At 70.3% G+C, this 20,888-nt stretch carries 26 protein-coding genes and 1 riboswitch; of the genes, 24 read left to right on the top strand and 2 right to left on the bottom strand.

Annotated features, from left to right (window positions below; all coding sequences use genetic code 11):
- Window positions 1–80 precede the first annotated feature (80 nt).
- The 20 genes from VNJ48_RS12865 to VNJ48_RS12775 all read left to right on the top strand — a co-directional run bounded on the left by VNJ48_RS12865 (window position 81) and on the right by VNJ48_RS12775 (window position 16,351).
- A complete protein-coding gene (locus tag VNJ48_RS12865; protein WP_325602692.1) occupies window positions 81–2,099 on the top strand; it encodes a primosomal protein N' in 2,019 nt (672 codons plus the stop codon).
- 77 nt (window positions 2,100–2,176) lie between these two features.
- Entirely contained in the window at window positions 2,177–2,722 is a 546-nt protein-coding gene (def, locus tag VNJ48_RS12860) for a peptide deformylase (protein WP_325602690.1), read from the top strand.
- Entirely contained in the window at window positions 2,722–3,651 is a 930-nt protein-coding gene (gene fmt, locus VNJ48_RS12855) for a methionyl-tRNA formyltransferase (protein ID WP_325602688.1), read from the top strand. The genes def and fmt overlap by 1 nt, the downstream gene beginning before the upstream one ends.
- 85 nt (window positions 3,652–3,736) lie before the next feature.
- Window positions 3,737–4,570, top strand: coding sequence for a hypothetical protein (locus VNJ48_RS12850; RefSeq protein WP_325602686.1), 834 nt, complete (start codon window positions 3,737–3,739; stop codon window positions 4,568–4,570).
- A 21-nt stretch (window positions 4,571–4,591) separates the two neighbouring features.
- Window positions 4,592–5,005 (top strand): hypothetical protein, encoded by a 414-nt coding sequence (locus tag VNJ48_RS12845; RefSeq protein WP_325602684.1) that lies wholly within the window; start codon window positions 4,592–4,594, stop codon window positions 5,003–5,005.
- Window positions 4,998–6,305, top strand: a complete 1,308-nt coding sequence (locus VNJ48_RS12840) for an RsmB/NOP family class I SAM-dependent RNA methyltransferase (protein WP_325602683.1) — start codon at window positions 4,998–5,000, stop codon at window positions 6,303–6,305. The genes VNJ48_RS12845 and VNJ48_RS12840 overlap by 8 nt, the downstream gene beginning before the upstream one ends.
- Window positions 6,306–6,405: 100 nt before the next feature.
- Window positions 6,406–7,392, top strand: a complete 987-nt coding sequence (locus tag VNJ48_RS12835) for a hypothetical protein (RefSeq protein WP_325602681.1) — start codon at window positions 6,406–6,408, stop codon at window positions 7,390–7,392.
- A gap of 32 nt (window positions 7,393–7,424) precedes the next feature.
- Window positions 7,425–8,402, top strand: coding sequence for a non-homologous end-joining DNA ligase (ligD, locus tag VNJ48_RS12830; protein WP_325602679.1), 978 nt, complete (start codon window positions 7,425–7,427; stop codon window positions 8,400–8,402).
- 10 nt (window positions 8,403–8,412) lie between these two features.
- Window positions 8,413–8,787 (top strand): cupin domain-containing protein, encoded by a 375-nt coding sequence (locus tag VNJ48_RS12825; protein ID WP_325602678.1) that lies wholly within the window; start codon window positions 8,413–8,415, stop codon window positions 8,785–8,787.
- A 27-nt stretch (window positions 8,788–8,814) separates the two neighbouring features.
- A complete protein-coding gene (rpe, locus tag VNJ48_RS12820; protein WP_325602676.1) occupies window positions 8,815–9,477 on the top strand; it encodes a ribulose-phosphate 3-epimerase in 663 nt (220 codons plus the stop codon).
- On the top strand, window positions 9,474–9,887 hold the full coding sequence (locus VNJ48_RS12815) for a hypothetical protein (RefSeq protein ID WP_325602674.1): 414 nt from the start codon (window positions 9,474–9,476) through the stop codon (window positions 9,885–9,887). The genes rpe and VNJ48_RS12815 overlap by 4 nt, the downstream gene beginning before the upstream one ends.
- 148 nt (window positions 9,888–10,035) lie before the next feature.
- Window positions 10,036–10,404, top strand: coding sequence for a hypothetical protein (locus tag VNJ48_RS12810; RefSeq protein WP_325602672.1), 369 nt, complete (start codon window positions 10,036–10,038; stop codon window positions 10,402–10,404).
- An 86-nt stretch (window positions 10,405–10,490) separates the two neighbouring features.
- Window positions 10,491–10,647: riboswitch (FMN riboswitch) on the top strand.
- 69 nt (window positions 10,648–10,716) lie between these two features.
- Window positions 10,717–11,763 (top strand): bifunctional diaminohydroxyphosphoribosylaminopyrimidine deaminase/5-amino-6-(5-phosphoribosylamino)uracil reductase RibD, encoded by a 1,047-nt coding sequence (gene ribD / locus VNJ48_RS12805; protein ID WP_325602670.1) that lies wholly within the window; start codon window positions 10,717–10,719, stop codon window positions 11,761–11,763.
- A complete protein-coding gene (locus VNJ48_RS12800) occupies window positions 11,763–12,389 on the top strand; it encodes a riboflavin synthase (RefSeq protein WP_325602668.1) in 627 nt (208 codons plus the stop codon). The genes ribD and VNJ48_RS12800 overlap by 1 nt, the downstream gene beginning before the upstream one ends.
- Window positions 12,390–12,430: 41 nt before the next feature.
- Window positions 12,431–13,678, top strand: coding sequence for a bifunctional 3,4-dihydroxy-2-butanone-4-phosphate synthase/GTP cyclohydrolase II (locus tag VNJ48_RS12795; protein WP_325602666.1), 1,248 nt, complete (start codon window positions 12,431–12,433; stop codon window positions 13,676–13,678).
- The gene (gene ribH / locus VNJ48_RS12790; protein WP_325602664.1) at window positions 13,675–14,169 is read left to right on the top strand and encodes a 6,7-dimethyl-8-ribityllumazine synthase; all 495 of its coding nucleotides are present in this window, start codon (window positions 13,675–13,677) and stop codon (window positions 14,167–14,169) included. Before VNJ48_RS12795 ends, ribH begins: the two co-directional genes overlap by 4 nt.
- Before the next feature lie 186 nt (window positions 14,170–14,355).
- Window positions 14,356–14,625, top strand: coding sequence for a hypothetical protein (locus VNJ48_RS12785; RefSeq protein ID WP_325602662.1), 270 nt, complete (start codon window positions 14,356–14,358; stop codon window positions 14,623–14,625).
- The gene (locus VNJ48_RS22680; protein WP_414689948.1) at window positions 14,507–14,974 is read left to right on the top strand and encodes a DUF6174 domain-containing protein; all 468 of its coding nucleotides are present in this window, start codon (window positions 14,507–14,509) and stop codon (window positions 14,972–14,974) included. The genes VNJ48_RS12785 and VNJ48_RS22680 overlap by 119 nt, the downstream gene beginning before the upstream one ends.
- A complete protein-coding gene (locus tag VNJ48_RS12780) occupies window positions 14,911–15,570 on the top strand; it encodes a hypothetical protein (RefSeq protein WP_325602660.1) in 660 nt (219 codons plus the stop codon). Before VNJ48_RS22680 ends, VNJ48_RS12780 begins: the two co-directional genes overlap by 64 nt.
- A 415-nt stretch (window positions 15,571–15,985) precedes the next feature.
- Window positions 15,986–16,351: a hypothetical protein gene (locus tag VNJ48_RS12775; protein ID WP_325602658.1), complete on the top strand. Its 366-nt coding sequence runs from the start codon at window positions 15,986–15,988 to the stop codon at window positions 16,349–16,351.
- On the opposite strand, the gene VNJ48_RS12770 is transcribed toward VNJ48_RS12775, so the two are convergent.
- Complete coding sequence (locus VNJ48_RS12770) at window positions 16,348–16,929, bottom strand: GNAT family protein (protein ID WP_325602656.1); 582 nt, start codon at window positions 16,927–16,929, stop codon at window positions 16,348–16,350. The two genes, VNJ48_RS12775 and VNJ48_RS12770, sit on opposite strands and share 4 nt — an antisense overlap.
- Window positions 16,930–17,002: 73 nt before the next feature.
- Between VNJ48_RS12770 and VNJ48_RS12765 the strand changes: the two genes are divergently transcribed.
- Genes VNJ48_RS12765 through VNJ48_RS12750 form a run of 4 tightly spaced genes read left to right on the top strand, consistent with a single transcriptional unit; the run spans window position 17,003 to window position 19,922 of the window.
- Window positions 17,003–17,266 (top strand): phosphoribosyl-ATP diphosphatase, encoded by a 264-nt coding sequence (locus VNJ48_RS12765; RefSeq protein ID WP_414689947.1) that lies wholly within the window; start codon window positions 17,003–17,005, stop codon window positions 17,264–17,266.
- Between the two features lie 17 nt (window positions 17,267–17,283).
- Window positions 17,284–18,129: an ATP phosphoribosyltransferase gene (hisG, locus tag VNJ48_RS12760; protein WP_325602652.1), complete on the top strand. Its 846-nt coding sequence runs from the start codon at window positions 17,284–17,286 to the stop codon at window positions 18,127–18,129.
- Between the two features lies 1 nt (window position 18,130).
- The gene (locus VNJ48_RS12755; protein ID WP_325602650.1) at window positions 18,131–18,583 is read left to right on the top strand and encodes a PH domain-containing protein; all 453 of its coding nucleotides are present in this window, start codon (window positions 18,131–18,133) and stop codon (window positions 18,581–18,583) included.
- Between the two features lie 52 nt (window positions 18,584–18,635).
- Window positions 18,636–19,922 (top strand): esterase-like activity of phytase family protein, encoded by a 1,287-nt coding sequence (locus tag VNJ48_RS12750; protein ID WP_325602648.1) that lies wholly within the window; start codon window positions 18,636–18,638, stop codon window positions 19,920–19,922.
- A gap of 1 nt (window position 19,923) precedes the next feature.
- On the opposite strand, the gene VNJ48_RS12745 is transcribed toward VNJ48_RS12750, so the two are convergent.
- The gene (locus VNJ48_RS12745; RefSeq protein ID WP_325602646.1) at window positions 19,924–20,856 is read right to left on the bottom strand and encodes an aldose 1-epimerase family protein; all 933 of its coding nucleotides are present in this window, start codon (window positions 20,854–20,856) and stop codon (window positions 19,924–19,926) included.
- Window positions 20,857–20,888 lie beyond the last annotated feature (32 nt).

The following is a 20,888-nucleotide window of genomic DNA, read 5'->3' as shown; positions in this document are numbered from 1 at the left end:
AAAGGCCACGAAGTGCATGACTCGGTCAGGAAGTCCGTGGGCCGAGAGAGTCGTCGGTGGCCGCTGGTTGAATGCGCCGCATGACCAGCCCTGAGACCGAGCCAGCGCAGATGCTGCCCGGTCTGCGCGCTGCCGTGGCGGACGCCAAGGTGAAGGCAGCGGCGACGCGGGCGCGCCGGGCGGCGGAGTTCGAGCCGGCCGACGTCGATCCGGTCGCCAGGGTGCTGGTCGACATACCGCTCGCGCATCTCGACCGCCCCTTCGACTACGCGGTGCCGATGAAGGACGCGGCGACGGCTGTGCCGGGTGCTCGGGTCAAGGTCCGCTTCGCGGGCCAGGACGTCGACGGGTTCGTCCTCGAGCGCGCGGACGGCAGCGGGCACCCGGGGAAGCTGCAGCCACTGCGCCGGGTCATCAGCGCCGAGCCGGTCCTGAGCCCGGAGGTGGCTGAGCTCACGGCCCGCATTGCCGAGAGGTACGCCGGAGCGCGCGCCGACGTCATGCGGCTGGCCGTGCCCCCGCGTCACGCCGCCGTCGAGAAGGAACCCTCGCCACCCGCCCCGGCTCTGAGCGCCCAATCGGACCCGCAGACGTGGGGGCACGTCGTCCATGGGGCGACGTTCCTGGCGCACCTCCGCGCCGGGAGCACGCCACGGGCGGTGTGGAACGCCGCCCCGGGCGACGACTGGCCGACGATGCTCGCCCACGCGGTCGCGGCCACCCTCGCCGCGGGCCGTGGCTCGCTGATCTGTGTCCCTGACCAGCGGGACGCGACGCGAGTCTCCGCAGCCCTCGAGACCGTTCTCGGCCCCGACCAACACGTGGTGCTGAGTGCCGAGGCCGGTCCCGCGAAGCGATACCGCGACTTCCTCTCCGTCTCACGGGGAGCGCGTCGGGTGGTCGTCGGCGCCCGGTCGGCTGCGTTGGCCCCGGTCTGCGATCTCGGTCTGGTGGTCATCTGGGACGACGGCGACGACCTGCACGCCGAGCCGCGGGCGCCATACCCGCATGTCCGCGAGATGCTCGCCATGCGTGCTGAGGTGCAGGGCACTGCGATGCTCGTCGCCGGGTTCGCCCGCACGTGCGAGAGCGTGCTGCTGCTCGCGTCCGGCTGGGCTCACGAGCTCACGACGGAGCGGTCGGTGCTCCGTGACCGGGCGCGGGTCGACGTGGTGCCGGGGGAGGACCGTGCCGTGGGGTCACGAATCCCGCGGGCGGCGTACGACGCTATCCGGGAGGGACTGACGACCGGCCCGGTCCTGGTCCAGACCCCGCGCGCCGGCTATGCCCCGTCCCTCGCGTGCGAGCGCTGCCGGACACCGGCGCGGTGCCAGTCCTGCGCCGGGCCGCTCGTGCTGGGCGGCCCGACGACACCGCCGACCTGCCGGTGGTGCGGGACGCCCGACCCGGCCTGGGCGTGCCGGGAGTGCGGCCACCGCGGACTGCGTGCGCCGATCCGGGGGGAGGCCCGGACGGCCGAGGAGCTGGGTCGGTCGTTCGCCGGCACCACGATCCGGACCTCGAGCAGTGACCGTGTGCTCGCTGGAGTCTCGGACCGCTGCGACATCGTGGTGGCCACGGTCGGCGCCGAGCCGCCTGCTGAGGGTGGATATGCCGCGGTGGTCATCCTCGACACGTGGCTCACCCTGGCCCGCGACGACCTTCGCTCGTCGGAGGAGGCGCTGCGCCGCTGGCTCGGAGCCGCCGGTCTGGTGCGCCCGGGGGGAAGGGTGGTGGCGGTCGGCGATCCCGCTCTCCCGGTCCTCCAGGCGCTGGTCCGCTGGGACCCGGCTGGGTTCGCGAGCCGGGAGCTCGGGGAGCGGTCGCAGACCCATCTCCCGCCCGCGGCCCGCCTCGCCACGATCACGGGGGTGCCCGGTGCCCTGGACGACGCGCTCACCCTGCTCGCCCTCCCCGATGTGGCGGACGTCCTGGGACCGGTGCCGGTGGACAGCGACAAGGGGGAGCAACGAGTCGTCATCCGGGTGCCTCTCGCATCCGGGCAGGCGCTGTCCGATGCCCTGGGTGAGCTGCAGCGGGTTCGCAGCGCCCGCAAGCTCGACGCCGTCCGCATCCAGGTCGATCCGCTGGTGATCTGACCGAGCACGGCGCTGATGCCGGACCGCCCTGGGTCCGCCTCTAGGATTGGTGCCTCCCGACCGAGGAGAAGCACCCTGTGGCCGTCCAGCCCATCCGATTGTTCGGCGACCCCATCCTGCGCAGACGGGCCATCGAGGTCGACGACTTCGACAAGGAGATCCGCACGCTGGTCCAGGACCTCACCGACACGATGCTCGCCGCCCCCGGTGCCGGCCTCGCGGCCCCCCAGATCGGCATCGGGCTGCGTGTCTTCACCTGGAACGTCCACGGCGAGGTCGGTCACCTCGTCAACCCCGTCCTCTCCCTGAGCGACGAGACCCAGGACGGCGCCGAAGGGTGCCTGAGCCTGCCCGAGCTCACCTACGAGTGCCTCCGCGCACTCTCGGTCGTCGCGACCGGTTTCGACATGTACGGCGAACAGCAGCGCATCGAGGGCTCCGAGCTGCTCGCCCGGGCCATCCAGCACGAGACCGACCACCTCGACGGGATCCTGTTCATCGACAAGCTGGACACCGAGGCCCGCAAGGCCGCCATGAAGGAGATCCGCGATTCCGAGTGGTTCGGGCTCGAGCGGCCCAGCGTCAAGGTCAGCCCGCACAGCACCTTCGGACTCGGTCTCTGATGCGCCTCGTGTTCGCCGGCACGCCCGACGTCGCCCTCCCTGCCCTGGACGCCCTGGCGGCCTCCGGTCACGAGCTCGTCGGGGTCGTCACCCGCCCCGATGCACCCGCGGGGCGTGGCCGCAAGCTCGTCGCCAGCCCGGTCGGCATACGCGGTGAGGAGCTCGGCGTGCCGGTGCTCAAGCCCGGGCATCCCCGTGACCCTGAGTTCCAGACCGCGCTGAAGGACCTGAGCCCCGACGCGTGCCCCGTCGTCGCCTACGGCGCCCTGCTGCCCCAGTCGGCCCTGGACATCCCCGAGCACGGCTGGATCAACCTGCACTTCTCGATCCTGCCGGCCTGGCGAGGCGCGGCTCCGGTCCAGCACTCGATCTGGGCCGGCGACGAGCTGACCGGGGCCAGCACGTTCCGGATCGTCAAGGAGCTGGACGCAGGACCGGTGTTCGGGGTGATGACCGAGCGGATCCGCCCCACCGACACCGCCGGTGAGCTGCTCGAGCGACTCGCGCTGGGTGGTGCCGAGCTGCTCGTTCAGACGATGCACGGCATCGCCGACGGCTCCCTCGCGGCGCGTGACCAGTCCGGCGAGGGCGTGAGCTTCGCTCCGAAGATCCTCGTCGACCACGCGCGGATCGACTGGCAGGAGCCCGCCGCTGGGTTGGGCCGCCAGATCCGCGCCTGCACCCCCGCGCCGGGGGCCTGGAGCACCTGGGAGGGCGAGCGCTTCAAGCTCGGCCCGGTCAGCGTCGTCCGGGGCGGCGAGCGGCTCGAGCCGGGCGTCCTGGAGGTCACCAAGAACGCCGTGTTCGTCGGCACTGCCACGGATCCGGTCGAGCTGGGGGAGGTCAAGCCCCACGGCCGCAAGCAGATGCGGGCAGCCGACTGGGCGCGGGGGACCACCGTGCCTGCCGGGGCGCGCCTCGGCGACTGAGTCAGGCGTTCGCCCGGTTGAGGGGCGGGCGGAGCTTCTCCGGAACTTGCCCCCATCCCGATGACACCGCGTACGGTCGGTCACCATGACCTCCTCGCTTCTCGGTGCCCGACCCCGCCGCGCTGTCGTTCTCGCCGGCGTCGTCCTGGCCACCCTGCTGAGTCCTGCGCTGACCAGCGCTCCTGCCCATGCCGACCACGCCGGTGCCGAGCCCGGCCCGATCCACGCCGGCACCACCTACGGCTGGTGGAACCAGGGCGTGGGGTGGCGCGAAGAGTTCGAGGTGCCGTACACCGGTCAGATGGGCCCCCAGTGGCAGCCGTCCGGCCCCGGTCAGGTCTGGCACCAGAACGGCATGCTGACCCTGAACACGACCGGCGCCGACAGCCTCAGCGCGACGCTGGCCGGCCCGGGAGCAGCAGTCGGTCGCTGGGAGACGAGGCTGCGGAGTCGGCAGTACGGCCGCGGCAACGGCCGCTTCCGCGTGCTCGCGGAGCTGGTGCCCGCTGCCGGTGCCGAGCAGAACTGCGGTGGCCGCAACATCTCCATGGTCAGCTACACCCCCAACGCCAGCACCGCCCACGTCTACGCCCGGGCCCTGCCCGACGTGGCCCACCGAGCGTCACGGACGGGCATGGACCTGGGCCGCGACCGTTGGCACACCTACGCGGTCGAGGTCACGCGCGAGCGGATCTCGTGGTTCATCGACGCGCACGTCGTCTTCACCGAGAACCGCGCCGAGCTGGTCTCGGGAGTGCCGCTCACGGTGCGCTTCACGATGGAGGCGAAGCCGGACCGCGCCATGAACGTCAGCCGGATGCAGATGGACTGGGTCCGTCACTGGACCCTCGAGGCCCCCAACACGCTGTCGGTGGACGCACCGCCCACTCGAGCGGGCGTCTACGACAAGTCCTGCTGACCGGGTCTAGGCTCGCCTCTCGTGAGCAGGCCAGCCCGACCAGAGGACGTCGACGAGATCTGCGCCGCCCTGCCGAGCACGGAGTTCGGCACGTCCTGGGGCGACGTGCCGACCTGGCTGGTGCCGGCGGGGGACAAGGGCAGGGGCTTCGTGCTCTATCGGCCCGCGCACCCCAGCGCCGTCGACCCGGTGTCCGGTGAGCAGTACGACGACCTGCTCGTCGTCCGCACCGCAGACGCGGGCGACAAGGCTGCGCTGGTCGAGGGCGACTCGCCCTTCTTCACCATCGACCACTTCCGCAACTTCAACGCCGTGCTGGTCCAGCAGTCGCGGCTCGGTGAGCTGAGCCTCGATGAGCTCACCGAGGTCGTCCACGAGGCGTGGCTCGCCGTGGCGCCCAAGCGACTGTGCAGGGAGTTCCTTGCGGATGACTGAGCGCAACCGGGTCGACCCCTCGCGGCTCGCCGCCTACGACGTGCTCAAGGCGGTGCGACTCGACGACGCCTACGCCAATCTCGCGCTGCCGCTGGTGCTCGCCGAGCACCGGCTGTCCGGCCGCGACGCCGCGTTCACCACCGAGCTGGTGTCCGGCACGATCCGCTGGCAGGGCACCTACGACGCGATCATCGATGCCTGCCTGACCAAGCCCCGCCTCGAGGCCAAGGTGCGCGACGCGCTGCGGCTGGGCGTCCACCAGCTGCTGGCGATGCGCGTGCCCGACCACGCCGCCATCAGCACCAGCGTCGACCTGGTCCGGGCCCGGGTCGGCGTCGGTCCGGCCGGGCTCGTCAACGCGGTGCTGAGGAAGGTTTCTGGACACGACCTGGACGGGTGGGTCCGCCAGGTCGCCCCGGACCAGGGGCGCGACCCCGTCGGGTTCGCCTCCATCGCCCACTCCCACCCGCGGTGGGTCGTCGAGGCGCTGGACGAGGCGCTGGGCAGCCCCGAGGAGCTGCCCGCGCTGCTCGCTGCGGACAATGCCGCGCCTCGGGTGATGCTCGTCGCCCTGCCCGGGCTCGCCACCATCGAGGAGCTGGTGGCTGCCGGCGGGACACGCGGCACGCTGTCGCCGTACGCCGTCGAGCTGACCGGCGGCGACCCGTCGGCCATCTCCGCCATCGCCCACGGCCGTGCCGGTGTGCAGGACGAGGGCTCCCAGCTGGTGGCCCTGGAGCTGGCGCAGGCTGAGCTCCCGGGCCGGGACGAGCGATGGCTCGACGTGTGCGCCGGGCCGGGCGGGAAGGCAGCCCTGCTCGCGTCGCTGGCTGCCCAGAGGGGCGCACGGCTGCTCGCCAACGAACGTCAGCAGCACCGGGCGCGACTGGTGACGCGCGGGACCCGCGCGACGTCGTCGGGGATGCTCGGCGTCGTGACCGGTGACGGCACCAGGCCGCCGTGGCGTGAGCAGACCTTCGACCGGGTGCTGGTCGACGCCCCGTGCTCGGGGCTGGGGGCGCTCCGGCGGCGCCCCGAGTCGCGTTGGCGGCGTACTCCCGCCGACCTGGACGCGCTGGTGCCCCTGCAGACGGCCCTGCTCGGCGCAGCCATCACCGCCACCAGGCCGGGGGGAGTGGTGGTCTATGCGACCTGCTCGCCCGTCCTGGCCGAGACCACGGAGGTCGTCGAGGCGGTGCTGGGCCGCCGGAGCGATGCGACGCTGGAGCGTTCACGGCAGTTGTGGCCGCATCGCGACGGCACGGACGCGATGTTCATCGCCACGATCCGGCGCGGCTAGCGCCATTTGTTCATCATCCCCCCGACGGGTGGTCCCCCCGCGTTTGGTGGCGTGCATGATGATGTCCGGGGAGCGATCGAGGGGATCGTCAGATCTTGGGATGAGTGGGTTTTCTGTGCGTCGTCGACTACGAGCCGCCACCGCGGCTGCAGTCCTGTTGTCCGTCTCGTCGGCCACCACCGCGGTGACGGCTCCGGCACAGGCGCAGGTCACGGACCCCGTCACCAGGATGGCCGGTCCCGGTTCGCCCCTCGACGGCATGTTCCTCACCTACGTCGGCTGCGACTCGATGGACGCGCCTGCGTCGGCGCCGACGACCCGGATCAACCGTGGCCCCGACGTGGCACCGATCGGCCGGCGCAGCTTCGGTCTGGTGCCGTCCGGAGCCGGCACCGCCTCCGGGCCGAGCCTGTCCTTCCTCTCACTCGGCGCGCTGGAGGCCGGAGTGGACGTGCACGCTGCGTCGGGCACCACGGGAGCCTCCTACCTCTGGGTGACCACCCCTGACATCGCGCCTGGCCAGGTGTGGCGTGGCCGCGCGGCCCTCGACGTCACGCCGGGCACCTGGCAGCACGTGGAGACCGCCACGGTTCGCCACGAGTGGGTCCTGGTCGACGTCCCCTCCGGACAGACCCTGGCCGAGGAGTCGGCGACGCCTGCTGAGTTCGTGGCGGCGCACGGTGACGGCCCCGGCCTGCTGGTGACCGGGTTCGGTTGCGACGGCCAGGCCTTCAACCTCGACGCGGTCCGCGGCAACGACCGCACGTGGGACTTCGAGGGGATGGCTCTCGAAACGGCGATCCTGCCCTCGGCCACCCGGTTGGCGTCCGGCGACGAGCTCTCGATCGCGGGCTCGGTGACCGACGTCGGCGGCAGGGTCACCGGAGACCCGCTGGTGCTCCAGTCGCGCGCCCCCGGGGCCAGCGAGTGGACCGATGTGTCGCCGCTGACCTACTCGGGTCCGGACGGCGCATCGTGGGCCACGATCAAGGTCACCGAGACCCAGGAGCTCCGGTGGCTGCGGCCGGAGAGCGAGTATGCCGACGAGGGAGCCAGCGAGCCGGTCCTGGTGAGCGTCGCGCCCTGATCCACGTCGCGCCGACTGGCTAGGGTCACCTCATGGCGTCCTCACCCAGCATCGAGATCGAGGTGGACGACCGCGTGGTGCGGGTGAGCAACCCCGACCGCGTCTACTTCCCGGAGTCGGGAGCCACCAAGCGCGACCTGGTGGAGTACTACCTCGCTGTCGGTGACGGCATCGTCAACGCGCTCCGCGAGCGGCCGTGCATGCTGCACCGCTTCCCCAAGGGGCTCGCCGGGGACAAGGTCCACCAGAAGCGCATCCCCGCTGGGGCCCCGCCCTGGCTGGAGACGGTGCGCCTGCACTTCCCGCGCTGGAATCGCACCGCCGACGAGCTCTGCGTCACCGAGCTCGCCAGCGTCATCTGGGCGGTGCAGATGTCCACCGTCGAGTTCCATCCCTGGAACTCACGCAGGACAGGCGTCGAGTTTCCCGACGAGTGGCGCATCGACCTCGACCCGGGGCCGGAGTGCGACTGGGCCACGGTCCAGAGGGTGGCCCACGTGGCGCACGAGGTGCTCGACGAGCTCGGCGCCGTCGGCTTCCCCAAGACGAGCGGAGGCTCCGGCCTCCACATCTACGTCCGCATCCCGCCCGACCATGGGTTCGCGGACGTACGCCGCGGCGCGCTCGCCTTCGCCCGTGAGGTCGAGCGCCGTGCGGACGGCGATGTCACGACGGCGTGGTGGCGCAAGGACCGGTCGCCGGAGGAGCTGTTCGTCGACTACAACCAGAACGCGCGCGACCACACCATTGCCGCCGCCTACTCCGTTCGCGGCGTCCCCAACGCCCGCGTGTCTGCCCCGGTCCGGTGGGATGAGATCGACCACTGCGAGCCGGACGACTTCACCATCTTCACCATGCCTGCCCGCTTCGCCGAGATCGGTGACCTCCACGCCGGCATCGACGACGAGGTCTTCGACATAGCGCCCTTGCTCGAGTGGGCCGAGCGCGACGAGGCAGCTGGTGCCGAGCCGCCCGCCGATCCGGAGTCCGACGCGGCTCCTCCGGCCTAGGATCTGGAGCATGTCTCCCGCCGAGCCGATCGACATCGCCGACAAGCTGTCGCTGTTCTCCGAGCACTGGTCACCCAAGGTGATCGCTCGCCTCAACGACTACGAGATCAAGCTGGCCAAGCTCAAGGGCGAGTTCGTCTGGCACACCCACGACGACACCGACGAGCTGTTCCTCGTGATCGAGGGCCGCCTGACCATCCAGCTGCGCGACGGCGACGTCACCCTGGGCCCGGGGCAGCTGTTCGTGGTCCCGCGCGGGGTCGAGCACTGTCCGATCACCGACGGGGACGTCGCGGTGATGCTGATCGAACCGGCGGGCGTGGTCAACACAGGCACCGCCGGCGGGGAGCTCACGGCGTCGTACGACGACTCCCTCCTCGGCTGAGGGCCGCGGCACCCTAGGCTGGCGCCCGTGGGAATCCAGATCACTCCGTCCATCCTGAACGCCGACTTCGCCAGGCTCGGCGAGGAGGTCGGCCGCATCGGGAGCGCCGACTGGGTGCACGTGGACGTGATGGACAACCACTTCGTCCCGAACCTGACGTTCGGGCCCACGATGGTGGAGGCGCTCAGCAGGGCCACCGACATCCCGCTCGATGCCCACCTGATGATCGAGGACTGCGACACCCAGGCGCCGTTGTACGCCGAGGCGGGCGCCAGCAGCGTCACCTTCCACGTCGAGGCGACGAAGGCTCCCGTGCGCCTCGCCCGCGAGCTCCGCAACCAGGGCGCCCGGGCCAGCATGGCGCTGAAGCCCGCCACACCCATCGAGCCCTACGAGGCCCTGCTGCCCGAGCTCGACATGGTGCTGATCATGACCGTCGAGCCCGGCTTCGGTGGCCAGAAGTTCCTCGACCTGTGCCTGCCGAAGATCCGAACGGCCCGGGCGATGATGCGCAAGCACAGCGTCGAGACGTGGCTGCAGGTCGACGGGGGAGTCAGCCTCGAGACGATCGAGCGCTGTGCGGAGGCCGGCGCCGACGTGTTCGTCGCGGGCAGCGCCGTCTTCTCCGCTGCCGACCCTGACGCGATGGTGCGTGAGCTCAGGGCGAAGGCCGAGGCTGCAGCGACGTGAGCCGCCCGGCCACGATCGACGACATCCACGCCGCGGCGCTGGCGATGCCGCACGTCACCGTGACCCGGGCCGGCACGCTCCCGATCTACCAGGTCGGCAGCAAGTCGTTCGTCTTCTTCCGGACGCCGCGGCCCGACACCGTCGATCCCGAGACCGGCGAGCGCTACGACGACGTGATCGTCTTCTGGGTCGCCTCCGAGGGCGACAAGCTCGCGCTGGTGCAGGACGAGACCTCGCCGTTCTTCACCACGCCGCACTTCGACGGACATCCCTCCGTGCTCCTGCGCGGCTCGCGGGTCGGTGAGGTGGACCGCGACGAGATCGTCGAGCTGGTCCAGGACGCCTGGCTCGCCCAGGCATCGCGTCGTCGCGCCGAGACGTGGCTGCGGGAGCACGCGCTCGGTCGCTGACCTCGGTGGGCGGCGGGTCGGACGGGTGGAAGTCGGGTTCGTACGCCGCGGGCGCGCTCAGCGCCGTACGGACAGGGAACTTCGTCACGTCCGACGCGCCGGGACCGCCTCGCGTGCATGAGGCAGCGACGAGGAGGAGCATGACGACATGAACCGACTCTGCGCAGTGCTGGCGATCACGTCCGTCGCGGTGACGCTCCTCAGCGCATGCGAGCCGATCAACGAAGGCGAAGCGTTCCTCCTCAACGAGACCGGCGAGCAGGGGATGCGGGTGGTCGTGCGTCGACCCGATGGTGTCCGACAGGAGGGCGGCCGGCTCGAGGAGGTCTACTCCTTCGACACCCAGTGGGTCGAGAGTGATCGTGAGCTTCAGTGCTACGTCGCGTCTGACGGCTACTTCGAGGTGGTCCGGCGCGACGGCACCGTGTTCGTGCGGCACGAGTTCGCCGATCGGCGAGTGTGTGAGAAGGAAGAGATCACCCTCGAAGCCGACGGGGAACTGGTGTGGGCCGACTAGGGCCGCGAGAGAGCAGGACGTCGCCGACATCACACCGGACACCCGCCCGGGAATGTCTGCGGGTGTGACAGAGTTCGGCCCAGCAAGAGCGTGCTCTGGGGGCGGTGAAAATCCGCACCGGCGGTGAACTGGTCGAAGCCAACGCTTCGATCGGCAGTCCGCGACCCGGCCACAGCCAGTGGCCGGTTGACCAGGTGAGAATCCTGGACCGACGGTCAAAGTCCGGATGAGAAGAACACGCAAGCGTCTGGCGTCCGAGCGACGCCTGCGCCCGCGCCCCCGGAGTCCATTTCACGGACCAGAGGGACAGCGATGACCACCACACCAGCCGAGCAGGCCGCGATGCGCCGCGCCCTCGTGCTCGCGGCGACCCCCGGCGTGCCCCTCGGACCCAATCCCCGGGTCGGTTGCGTACTGCTGGATGCCGACGGCGCGGTCGTGGCCGAGGGCTTCCACCGCGGAGCAGGTACGCCGCACGCCGAGGTTGCGGCACTGGCAGCGCTGGCCCAGGCGGGCGGGACCGCGCGCGGAGCCACCGCGGTCGTCACCCTCGAGCCCTGCAACCACACTGGCCTCACCGGCCCGTGCGTCGAGGCGCTGATCGGCGCCGGCGTCCGCCGTGTGGTCTTCGCCCAACGCGACCCCAACCCGATCGCCGCCGGCGGGGCGACGGCACTTCGCGAAGCCGGGATCGAGGTCGAGGCCGGCGTCATGGAGCCTGTCGCCCGCGGCATCAACCGGGCGTGGACCTTCGCCGTCGAGCACGGGCGACCCTTCGTCACCTGGAAGTTCGCCGCCACGCTGGACGGGCGCAGCGCCGCAGCCGACGGCACCAGCCGCTGGATCAGCGGCGCCGACGCCCGCCGCGACACCCACGCGATGCGGGCCGAGTGCGACGTGGTCCTCGTCGGCACCGGGACCGTCCTCATCGACGACCCCCGCCTCACCGTCCGCGACGAGGTCGACCAACCCCGCCCGCACCAGCCGCTGCGCGTCGTGATGGGCGAGCGCGACGTCCCGGCCGAGAGCCACATCTTCGCCGGACCCGGCGAGGCACGGCGTCTCGTCACCCGTGACCCGGCCAAGGCGCTCGAGCAGCTCTACGACGACGGACGTCGTCACGTCTGGCTCGAGGGGGGACCGACTCTGGCGGCGGCGTTCCTCACAGCGGGCCTGGTCGACGAGATCATCGCCTACGTCGCGCCGACCTTCCTCGGCTCCGGCGCCAGCGCTGTCGGGGACCTCGGCATCACCACCATCACCGACCAGCTGCGCTGGCACCTCAAGCGTGCCGGCGTCCTCGGCACGGGCGCCGATGCGACCGTCCGCCTCACCCTCACTCCCGGAGGAGACAACTGATGTTCACCGGCATCGTGGAAGAGCTCGGAAGCATCTCGAGCATCGAGGAGCAGGGTGACGCGATCCGGCTGACCGTGCGGGCCAGCACCGTTCTTGAGGGCACCGGGCTTGGCGACTCGATCGCGGTCAACGGGTGCTGCCTGACGGTCGTGACCATCGACGGGGACTCGTGGACCGCCGACGTCATGCAGGAGACGCTCGACAAGACCAGCCTCCACGGCGCGGCGCCCGGCGACCGGGTCAACCTCGAGCGTGCGGTCACGGTGGAGAAGCGCCTCGGCGGTCACATCGTGCAAGGGCACGTGGACGGAGTGGGTGAGGTCGTGCGGCGTACGCCCAGCGAGCACTGGGAGGTCGTCGAGATCTCGATGCCGCCCGAGCTCGGGCGCTATCTCGTCGACAAGGGCTCCATCACCGTCGACGGCGTCAGCCTGACGGTCGTCGAGGCCAAGGACGCCAGCTTCACCGTGAGCCTGATCCCCGAGACCCTGGCCCGGACCACCCTGGGCAGCCGTCAGCCCGGCGACCGGGTCAACCTCGAGGTCGACGTCATCGCCAAGCACGTCGAGAAGCTGCTCGCCGCGGGCTATCTCGACCGCCTCGCGACCAGGGGGAACGACGCATGAATCCCATCGCAACAGACTCAGCAACCGGAAGGAGTGGGCTCATGAGCGAGTCCATACGCCTCGACAGCGTCGAACGGGCGATCGCAGACATCGCCGCCGGCAAGGCCGTGATCGTCGTCGACGACGAGGACCGCGAGAACGAGGGGGACATCATCTTCGCGGCCGCCAAGGCCACCCCGGAGCTGATGGCCTTCACGATCCGCCACTCGAGCGGAGTGATCTGCGTGCCGATGCCGGCGCGCATGCTCGACCGCCTCGAGATCCCCTTGATGACCCCGCACAACAAGGACAAGCTCCGCACCGCCTACACGATCTCGGTCGACGCCCGCGACGGTGTCAGCACCGGCATCAGTGCCGCCGACCGCGCGCACACGGCGCGGACGCTGGCGGACTCGGCCACCGAGCCGTGGGAGCTCACGCGTCCAGGCCACGTCTTCCCGTTGCGCTATGCCGACGGTGGCGTGCTCGTGCGCCGCGGCCACACCGAGGCGGCCGTCGACCTCGCCAGGTTGGCCGGGCTGACGCCGGCGGGCGTGCTGGTCGAGGTCGTCAACGACGACGGCACGATGAAGCGCGGCCCCGAGCTGCGTGAGTTCGCCGACGAGCACGGCCTCGCGATGATCTCCATCGAGGCCCTGGTCCGGTTCCGCCGCCGCTACGAGCTGCACGTCGAGCGCGTCGCGGAGACCCGGTTGCCGACGGCGCACGGGGAGTTCACGGCGTACGGCTATCGCATCACCATCGACGACAGCGAGCACGTGGCGCTGGTGTACGGCGACGTCTCGGGCCCGGCGCCCGTGCTGACGCGCGTGCACTCCGAGTGCCTGACCGGCGACGTCTTCGGCAGCCACCGCTGTGACTGCGGTCCGCAGCTCAACGAGGCCATGGCACAGATCGTCGCCGAGGGCAGGGGAGTGGTGGTCTACCTCCGCGGTCACGAGGGTCGCGGCATCGGTCTGGTCGCCAAGCTCCAGGCCTACGCGCTGCAGGACAAGGGCCGTGACACCGTCGACGCCAACCTCGACCTCGGCCTGCCGGCCGACAGCCGCCACTACGGCACCGCCACCCAGGTGCTGCGTGACCTCGGCGTCGAGTCGGTGCGCCTGCTGACGAACAACCCCGCCAAGACCGCCAGCCTCGAGGAGTTCGGGATCTCCGTCACCGAGACGGTCCCGCTCGCCATCCACCCCACCGACGACAACATCGACTACCTCCGCACCAAGCGCGACCGGATGGGCCACGTGCTGCCGGACCTGCCGGAGCTGATGACCGAGGAGCTGCACCAGTGAGCGGACATGGATCCCCCGACCAGGCTGCCTTCGACGCGTCCGGGCTGAAGGTCGCCGTTGTCGCGGCGAGCTGGCACACCGAGGTGATGGACGGCCTCCTCGCCGGCACGCAACGCGCGCTGAGTGCCCACCAGGTCGCGGACGCCAAGGTCGTCCGCGTGCCTGGCACCTTCGAGCTGCCCGTCGTCGCCCTCGCCCTGGCCCAGCAGGGGTACGACGCGGTCGTGACCCTCGGCGTCGTCATCCGCGGCGGCACCCCCCACTTCGACTACGTCTGCAGCGCCGCTACCGACGGACTGACCCGGGTCACCCTCGACACCGGTGTGCCGGTCGGCTTCGGCGTACTCACCTGTGACAACGACGAGCAGGCGCTGGATCGGGCCGGTCTCGAGGGCTCGAAGGAGGACAAGGGCTGGGAGGCGACCAGCGCAGCGTTGGCGACCGCGCTCGTCCTGAGCTCGGTCCGATCTGAGGGTTCGGGCCTGACGTGACACCGCTCGGGTCTACCGTGGCCGGGGTGGGCCGGTCGTCCTCAGGATCGATGCGATCGATCTCCTCCCGACCTGGTCCCGGCGCTGAGATTGCCCAGCTCGAGCATTGTGAGGGAACGCTGCCGTCCGGATTGGCGTCTGACCGTCTTGTCGTCGACCTCGCGTACCGACCTGAAGGCCCGTGCCGTGGGAGCGAGCGTCATCAGCGGCGTCCTCGTCGTGGCCGCGTGGTTGCTCCTTGCCTCCGGTGCGGTCGCGGACCGGGACTACGACCAGGCGCTCGCCCGGTGGGAGTCGCAGGAGCCGGCGGTGTACTCCTTCGAATACGTCTACTGCAGTGGCATGTGCCTGTACTGCCCCGTCCCGGGTCACGGTCCGCGACGGCGAGGTCGTCGAGGCGGTCACTCGAGGTGCGGGCTGCGGCCAGTCTGCGGCAGAGCACGCGCCCACCATTGAGGGCGTATTCGAAGTAGCAGCTGACAATCGGCCGGGGTTCTTCGACGACGACGTCGACGTCGAGATCGTCTACGACCACCGGCGCGGCTTCCCGCTTCGCATCGACGTCACCTGCGGTCAAGGATCTGCTGACTGTGGCTCCGCGTGGCGGGTGGAGGACTTCGAGCCAGGTGCCCACGTCCGGCGGCCAGTACCCACGAGTGAAGGGGAGGGCACGGAAAAGGGGATCCACACGACGGGTGCTTCCCCTTTCCAAATTGCCCCAGCGCCGATAGAATCGAACACATGTTCGACACGATATCCGCCTCCTCGGCTGCACCGCCCTCAGGCGGCGCTGCGGGCGTGGTGAGCGCGAGAAACCTTGAGGCGTGGGCAGATGGGTTGTCCTCGGCGATCGAGGGCGTCAGTGACCTGAGTGACGCTGAGCGGATCGATGCCCTGCGGGCGTTGGAGCGGCTGGCCTGTGTCGTCACTGCTGCCCAGGCCCGTCTCGCCTGTGATTTCGACGTCTCCCAGCGAGCCGAGCAGGAGGCCGCAGGAGTTCTAGCGGCGCGGCGTGGCCGGGGTGTTGTCGAACAGGTGGCGTTGGCTCGTCGCGAGTCTCCCCATCGCGGGCGGCAGCATCTGGGCCTGGCGAAGATCGTCCAGTCGGAGCTGCCGCACACGTGGACCGCTTGGCGGACGGGGCGGATCACGGAGTGGAAGGCGACGATTGTTGCCCGCGAGACCGCCTGCCTGTCCCTCGAGGACCGCCTCACCGTCGACGAGATCGTGTCGGGGCGCCCCGACACGATCGAGTCGATCGGGGAGCGGGAGCTGATACGTGGACCCTCTACGACGAGCAGGACTGGGACTGGCTACGCGAACGCATCATGGGTTCGGAGTAGTGCCCGCGCATCGGCAGGTCCGCGAGCGTCAAGGTGTAGCGGATCCTTTGTCGACTAACGGGACGGGCTGTCGACCCATGCTTGGACCTTGCGTAATCACCGGACCCGTAGCTGAAGAGGTCTCCCGTCGTCCTTTCGACTGCAAGAGGACAAGCGCCCACCGCTTGGTCCGAGAAGCTGCGCGTCCTGACCCACCGTCGGGTCGCGAAGTGGACAATCCAGGCTCGCGAGTGGGTCTCGATCTCCGTGACCACGAACTCGTCGTCCGGGTCATGGGCCGTGGCCTGAAGGTTCCTCAACCTGTCAGGCGTCAACGTGTCGTTCCATCGAGCAAGCTCGATCTCTGCGATGCGTCGCGCGTCGTCCACATCCACGGACCAACCCTAGTTCGCATTCGCCTCAAGCGCGGAGCTCGACCTGAGCAGGCCCCACTCGCAGCAGGAGCGAGCAGAACGACGCGAGATACTCGTCCTGTGGAGAGTCAGCGAGAAACCCACTCACGCGTCGTCGACGGTGTTCGCGAGTTCTGGTGGACCGAGAGCCTCTGGGCTGCAGCCGAGGGACTGCTTCCCGAATCAGTTCCCATCGCCGATATCGCCGAGTTCGATCAGAACTGGTGGTTCGGTGACCGCCCTCCCACCTGTCGTGAGGTCGCTGAGCACGCACGTCGCATCGAGGCCGCCGACCTGAGCCACCCAGTCATCCTGAATGTCAGCGGCGGCCTCATGGATGGCGGACACCGGATCGCCCGAGCGTGGCTCGACGGACGCACCGAGGTCGACGCTGTGCGGTTCGAGGCTGACCCCCCGCCGGACTGGACTCTTCCCGACGTCCCCTAGCGACCCCGCCACTCATCGGCGAGCAGGGCGTAGACGAGCCCGTCGTACCACTCGCCGTCGCGGTGCAGGGTGTCGCTGACGTTGTGTGCCTCTCGGCGCATTCCCACCCGCTCCATGAGGCGCCAGGAGGGTTCGTTGTCTGCGAAGCAGTTGGCCGTGACGCGGCGCAGGCCCAGGCCGTCGAAGGCGATGGCCAGCAGCTCGCGGACCGCCTCGGTCGCCAACCCCTGACCCGCGTGGGCAGGGGACAGACACCAGCCGATCTCGGCGAAGACGTCGTGCGCACGGTCACGCACCTCGGCCTGTGCCCAGGCGTCCTCGGTCTTGAGGAACAGGTCGCCGATCACCTTGTCGTCACGGCAGATCACTAGGGCGAATGGCCAGCGCTGGTCGCAGTCTGCGTGCCACTGCCGGGCGTCGGTCGGGAGCTGGGTCATCCAGCGGGAGACGTGCTCGAGGCTGCGATAGCCGAACATCGCGTCAGCGTCGTCCGGGGTCGCCGGGCGGAGGGTGAGGCGCTCGGTCACGCGCGGCCAGGAGAGGCGTCCCCAGTCGGGGACTCCGGTGAGGTCGTCCATGCGGGTCAGTCTCGCGCACAGTCGCGTGGACCGGGGCGGGGCGGGCATGCCCGACCGCCTAGGCTTGGCGCTCGTGAAGACGTTCGAGGAGCTCTGGGTCGAGCTGAGCGAGAAGGCCGCCACGCGGCCGGAGGGCTCTGGCACCGTTCAACAGCTCGACGCCGGCGTCCATGCGATCGGCAAGAAGCTGATCGAGGAGGCGGCCGAGTCGTGGATGGCCGCCGAGCACGAGGGCAAGGACGCCACGGCCCTCGAGATCAGCCAGCTGCTCTACCACGCACAGGTGCTGATGCTCGCCAGCGGACTCACCCTCGACGACGTCTACGCCCACCTCTGAGGACCGGTAAACCCGAGATGACTCTCCGCATCGCCGTACCCAACAAGGGCGCCTTGTCGCAGGCCGCCAGCGACATCCTCCGCGAGGCCGGCTACCGCCAGCGCGCCGACTCCAAGGAGCTCGTGCTCATCGACGCCGAGAACGACGTCGAGTTCTTCTACCTCCGGCCACGTGACATCGCGTTGTACGTCGGCGAGGGCACCCTCGACGTCGGCATCACCGGCCGCGACCTGCTGCTCGACTCGGGCGCGCAGGCCACCGAGGCACTGCAGCTCGGCTTCGGCCGCTCGCGGTTCCACTTCGCCGGCCCGGCGGGGGAGTACACCAGCCTGGACCAGATCCAGGGCAAGCGCATCGCCACGTCGTACGTCGGGGTGGTCAAGGCGTTCCTGGCAGAGCACGGCATCGAGGCGACCGTGACGCGCCTCGACGGTGCCGTCGAGACGAGCATCCAGCTCGGCGTGGCCGACGTCATCGCCGACGTCGTCGAGACCGGCTCGACGCTCCGGGCCGCCGGGCTCGCGACCTTCGGCGAGGTGATCCTGGAGTCCGAGGCCGTGATGATCACCCGCGACGGTGCGGACGGTGCCGAGTTCGAGATCTTCAAGCGCCGGGTCGACGGCGTCATGGTCGCCCGCGGCTACGTGATGATGGACTACGACATCGAGCGGACCAACCTGGACGGGGCCGCAGCGCTGGCGCCCGGCCTCGAGGGTCCGACGATCTCCCCGCTCGGCAAGGAGGGCTGGGTCGCGGTCCGGGTCATGGTGCCGCGCGCTGGCTCCCAGCGGCTGATGGACGAGCTCTACGGCCTCGGCGCCCGCGCCATCCTGCTGACCGACATCCACGCCTGCCGTCTCTGACATGCCCTCTGACATGGCCGTGCCCGACGTCTCGTCGCTGCCACGAACGTGGCGGCCGTTCGGGGCCCGCATCGCGGTCATCGTGCTGGGGACGATACTGCTGATGCTCTGCACCTTCGCCTGGCTCGGGTTCGACCCGGAGGTACGCGCGAAGTTCACCTTCTTCCAGCGCTCGACGCTCGTCTTCCTCGGCCTGCTTGCCGGCTCCGTCGGCTACGCCTTGGGGCGCTCGCGGGTCGTCGCCTCCGAGGAGGGTCTGGCCGTCGTCAACGGCTACCGTCGCCGCGACTACGAGTGGCCCGAGGTGCTTGCCGTCCACCTGCCGCCGGGCGCCCCGTGGGCCACGATCGACCTGGCCGACGGCACGACGGCGTCGCTGCTCGCGATCCAGGGCTCCGACGGGGACCGCGCCCGCGGTGCCGTGCGGACGCTGCGTGCACTGATCGATCGCTGAACCTTTGCGTCAGCGTCACCCCCCGGCCACCGGGGGCTGATGGGTTGTGGCCATGACACTCGGACTCCGCGCGCTCGCGCTCACTGCCATCGTCGTCTCTGCCGCGGTGCTGCCCGCCCACGCTGCCGAGCGGGCACCGCAGGGCTCCCCGGTCGCACCCGAGGGGGCCACCTTGTCGGCCTGGTCGGTGCTGCCGGCGGCGACCTACGTGCCGGGGAGCGAGACCAGCGGCCACTGGACGAGCGGCAACGCCGCGATCCCCGCGCCCTACCCGGGACAGCCCGTCCAGGGCTTCTCGGGCACCCACGCCCTCGGGGGCGGCTCCTTCCTGGTCCTGAGTGACAACGGCTTCGGCCGCAAGAGCAACAGCGCGGACTTCCTGCTCTCGCTCCACCGCATCACCCCGGAGACCGTCGCGGCGGATGGTGACGGCGCAACGACCTACGACAAGACACTCTTCACGATGAGTGACCCTGACCACCTCGTCCCATGGCCCATCTGGCGCGACGGGGCCTGCCAGCAGGCGGCATCGCTGCCCGCCGGCTACGCGTGCCCGACCGCTGATCGGCAGCTGACTGGCTGGGACTTCGACCCCGAGTCGCTGCAGGTCGCGAAGGATGGAACCTTCTGGGTCGGCGAGGAGTTCGGACCGTTCCTCCTGCACCTCAACGCCGGGGGCGAGCTGATCGAGGCACCGATCCCGACCCCGGGCGTGAAGAGCCCGTCCAACCCGACGCTGGGAGGCGCCGTCCCTGAGATCCTTGACTCCAAGGGCTTCGAGGGGATGTCGATCAGCCCCAACGGCCAGGTGCTGCACCCGATGCTCGAAGGAGCGACGGCAGAGGACAAGGCCGCCGGCCTCGCCAACGACCTGCGCATCTACACCGTCCGCAAGGGGGAGTACGCAGAGAGCTTCCTGCGCTACCGGATGGAGAGCGCCGGCAACGCCCTCGGCGACTTCATCCAGATCAACAAGGACGAAGCTCTCGTCATCGAGCGCGACGGGGGTCAGGGCGCCACCGCCGTGTTCAAGCGGATCTACCTGGTCGACCTGCGCGACGCGGATGGCAACGGCTACGTCGAGAAGCGCCTGCTCGTCGACCTGATGAACGTCACCAACCCCGACGGGCTCTCGCCCTACGGTGACCCCTTCACCTTCCCGTTCGTCACCATCGAGGATGTCGAGATCCTCGACGCGCAGACCATCGCGGTGATGAACGACAACAACTTCCCGGCGACCGGCGGCCGCTCGAGCAGCCAGCCCGACCAGAACGAGTATCTCGAGATCACACTGGCCGCACCGCTGAAGGTGGACCACCGGCTGTTGCCCGGCAGGTGACCTAGTCGGCCGCCACGGCCCGGATGCCCCAGATGATGGACAGCTCGTCTCCCGGCTCGCCTGCCGGGGCGAGCGTCACGAGGTCGGTGCCGGAGTTGAACGCGTCGGCCGGGGCCGTCATCGGCTCCACCGCAAGTGAGCGGCGTTCCTTGCCTGGCACGTCGTCGGCGCTGTACAGCAGCACCCACGAGATGTTCTCGCCCACCCACAGGGCGACGCCGGGGCCGCCACCGGGCCGACGCAAGGTGGTGGTCGCGATCCCGTCGACCCGCTCCAGGTCGCCGTACGTCTCATTGAAGGCGACGGTGCCGATGGCCCTGCCCGCCCGGAAGTCGTGCGCCTCGTCGACGGGCACCGTCGAGGTCGGGATCAGCCGTTCGTCGGTCAGGGTGCGGGTGCCTGCGGGGAGGGTCAGCTCGAGGTGGTCGATGGCGCCGTTGGCGGGCGTCCCGACACACAGGTAGGGATGGGCGCCGCAGGCGTACGGCGCAGGCTCGCCGGCGAGGTTGGTCGCGGTCTGCGTCACGGTGAGCCCGTCGGCACCGAGGTCGTAGAGCACGTGCAGGTCCACCGTCCACGGATAGCCCGACTGCGCCATCACCCGACAGACCAGTGACACCGAGTTGGCCGTGTGCTCCTCCAGCGTCCAGGCCGCCCAGCGGGCGAGCCCATGAGAGGCGTGCGACCGCTTCGGCTCGGTGAGGGCGAGCTGGTGGTCGCGACCGTTGAAGGAGAACCGGCCGTCGCGGATCCGGTTGGGCCAGGGCATGAGCAGCTGACCGCGTCCGCCGGACGACATCTCGTCGGGCGCGAAGCCGTCGACCAACGGGCGTCCGGAGTGCGACAGGACGCGAAGCGCGGCACCGCTCTCGGTGATGATGGCGGTGTAGCCGGCGGCTGCGATCTCGTACTGCTCACCCGAGGGGGACGTCATGATCCCCACCCTAGACACGCCCTACTCTTCAC

Origin of the sequence: Nocardioides sp., assembly GCF_035576065.1 — a bacterium.
Taxonomy (GTDB): domain Bacteria; phylum Actinomycetota; class Actinomycetes; order Propionibacteriales; family Nocardioidaceae; genus Nocardioides.
Note: the sequence above shows the minus strand (reverse complement) of the source record. Positions and strands in the feature narration are given on the sequence as shown.

Excerpts from the sequence above, each read along its gene's own strand:
- VNJ48_RS12865 (WP_325602692.1), top strand. The coding sequence starts at position 81 with ATGACCAGCCCTGAGACCGAGCCAGCGCAGATGCTGCCCGGTCTGCGC.
- fmt (WP_325602688.1), top strand. The coding sequence starts at position 2,722 with ATGCGCCTCGTGTTCGCCGGCACGCCCGACGTCGCCCTCCCTGCCCTG.
- VNJ48_RS12850 (WP_325602686.1), top strand. The coding sequence starts at position 3,737 with ATGACCTCCTCGCTTCTCGGTGCCCGACCCCGCCGCGCTGTCGTTCTC.
- VNJ48_RS12840 (WP_325602683.1), top strand. The coding sequence starts at position 4,998 with ATGACTGAGCGCAACCGGGTCGACCCCTCGCGGCTCGCCGCCTACGAC.
- VNJ48_RS12835 (WP_325602681.1), top strand. The coding sequence starts at position 6,406 with ATGAGTGGGTTTTCTGTGCGTCGTCGACTACGAGCCGCCACCGCGGCT.
- ligD (WP_325602679.1), top strand. The coding sequence starts at position 7,425 with ATGGCGTCCTCACCCAGCATCGAGATCGAGGTGGACGACCGCGTGGTG.
- VNJ48_RS12825 (WP_325602678.1), top strand. The coding sequence starts at position 8,413 with ATGTCTCCCGCCGAGCCGATCGACATCGCCGACAAGCTGTCGCTGTTC.
- VNJ48_RS12810 (WP_325602672.1), top strand. The coding sequence starts at position 10,036 with ATGAACCGACTCTGCGCAGTGCTGGCGATCACGTCCGTCGCGGTGACG.
- ribD (WP_325602670.1), top strand. The coding sequence starts at position 10,717 with ATGACCACCACACCAGCCGAGCAGGCCGCGATGCGCCGCGCCCTCGTG.
- VNJ48_RS12800 (WP_325602668.1), top strand. The coding sequence starts at position 11,763 with ATGTTCACCGGCATCGTGGAAGAGCTCGGAAGCATCTCGAGCATCGAG.
- VNJ48_RS12795 (WP_325602666.1), top strand. The coding sequence starts at position 12,431 with ATGAGCGAGTCCATACGCCTCGACAGCGTCGAACGGGCGATCGCAGAC.
- VNJ48_RS12780 (WP_325602660.1), top strand. The coding sequence starts at position 14,911 with ATGTTCGACACGATATCCGCCTCCTCGGCTGCACCGCCCTCAGGCGGC.
- VNJ48_RS12770 (WP_325602656.1), bottom strand. The coding sequence starts at position 16,929 with ATGGACGACCTCACCGGAGTCCCCGACTGGGGACGCCTCTCCTGGCCG.
- hisG (WP_325602652.1), top strand. The coding sequence starts at position 17,284 with ATGACTCTCCGCATCGCCGTACCCAACAAGGGCGCCTTGTCGCAGGCC.
- VNJ48_RS12755 (WP_325602650.1), top strand. The coding sequence starts at position 18,131 with ATGCCCTCTGACATGGCCGTGCCCGACGTCTCGTCGCTGCCACGAACG.
- VNJ48_RS12750 (WP_325602648.1), top strand. The coding sequence starts at position 18,636 with ATGACACTCGGACTCCGCGCGCTCGCGCTCACTGCCATCGTCGTCTCT.
- VNJ48_RS12745 (WP_325602646.1), bottom strand. The coding sequence starts at position 20,856 with ATGACGTCCCCCTCGGGTGAGCAGTACGAGATCGCAGCCGCCGGCTAC.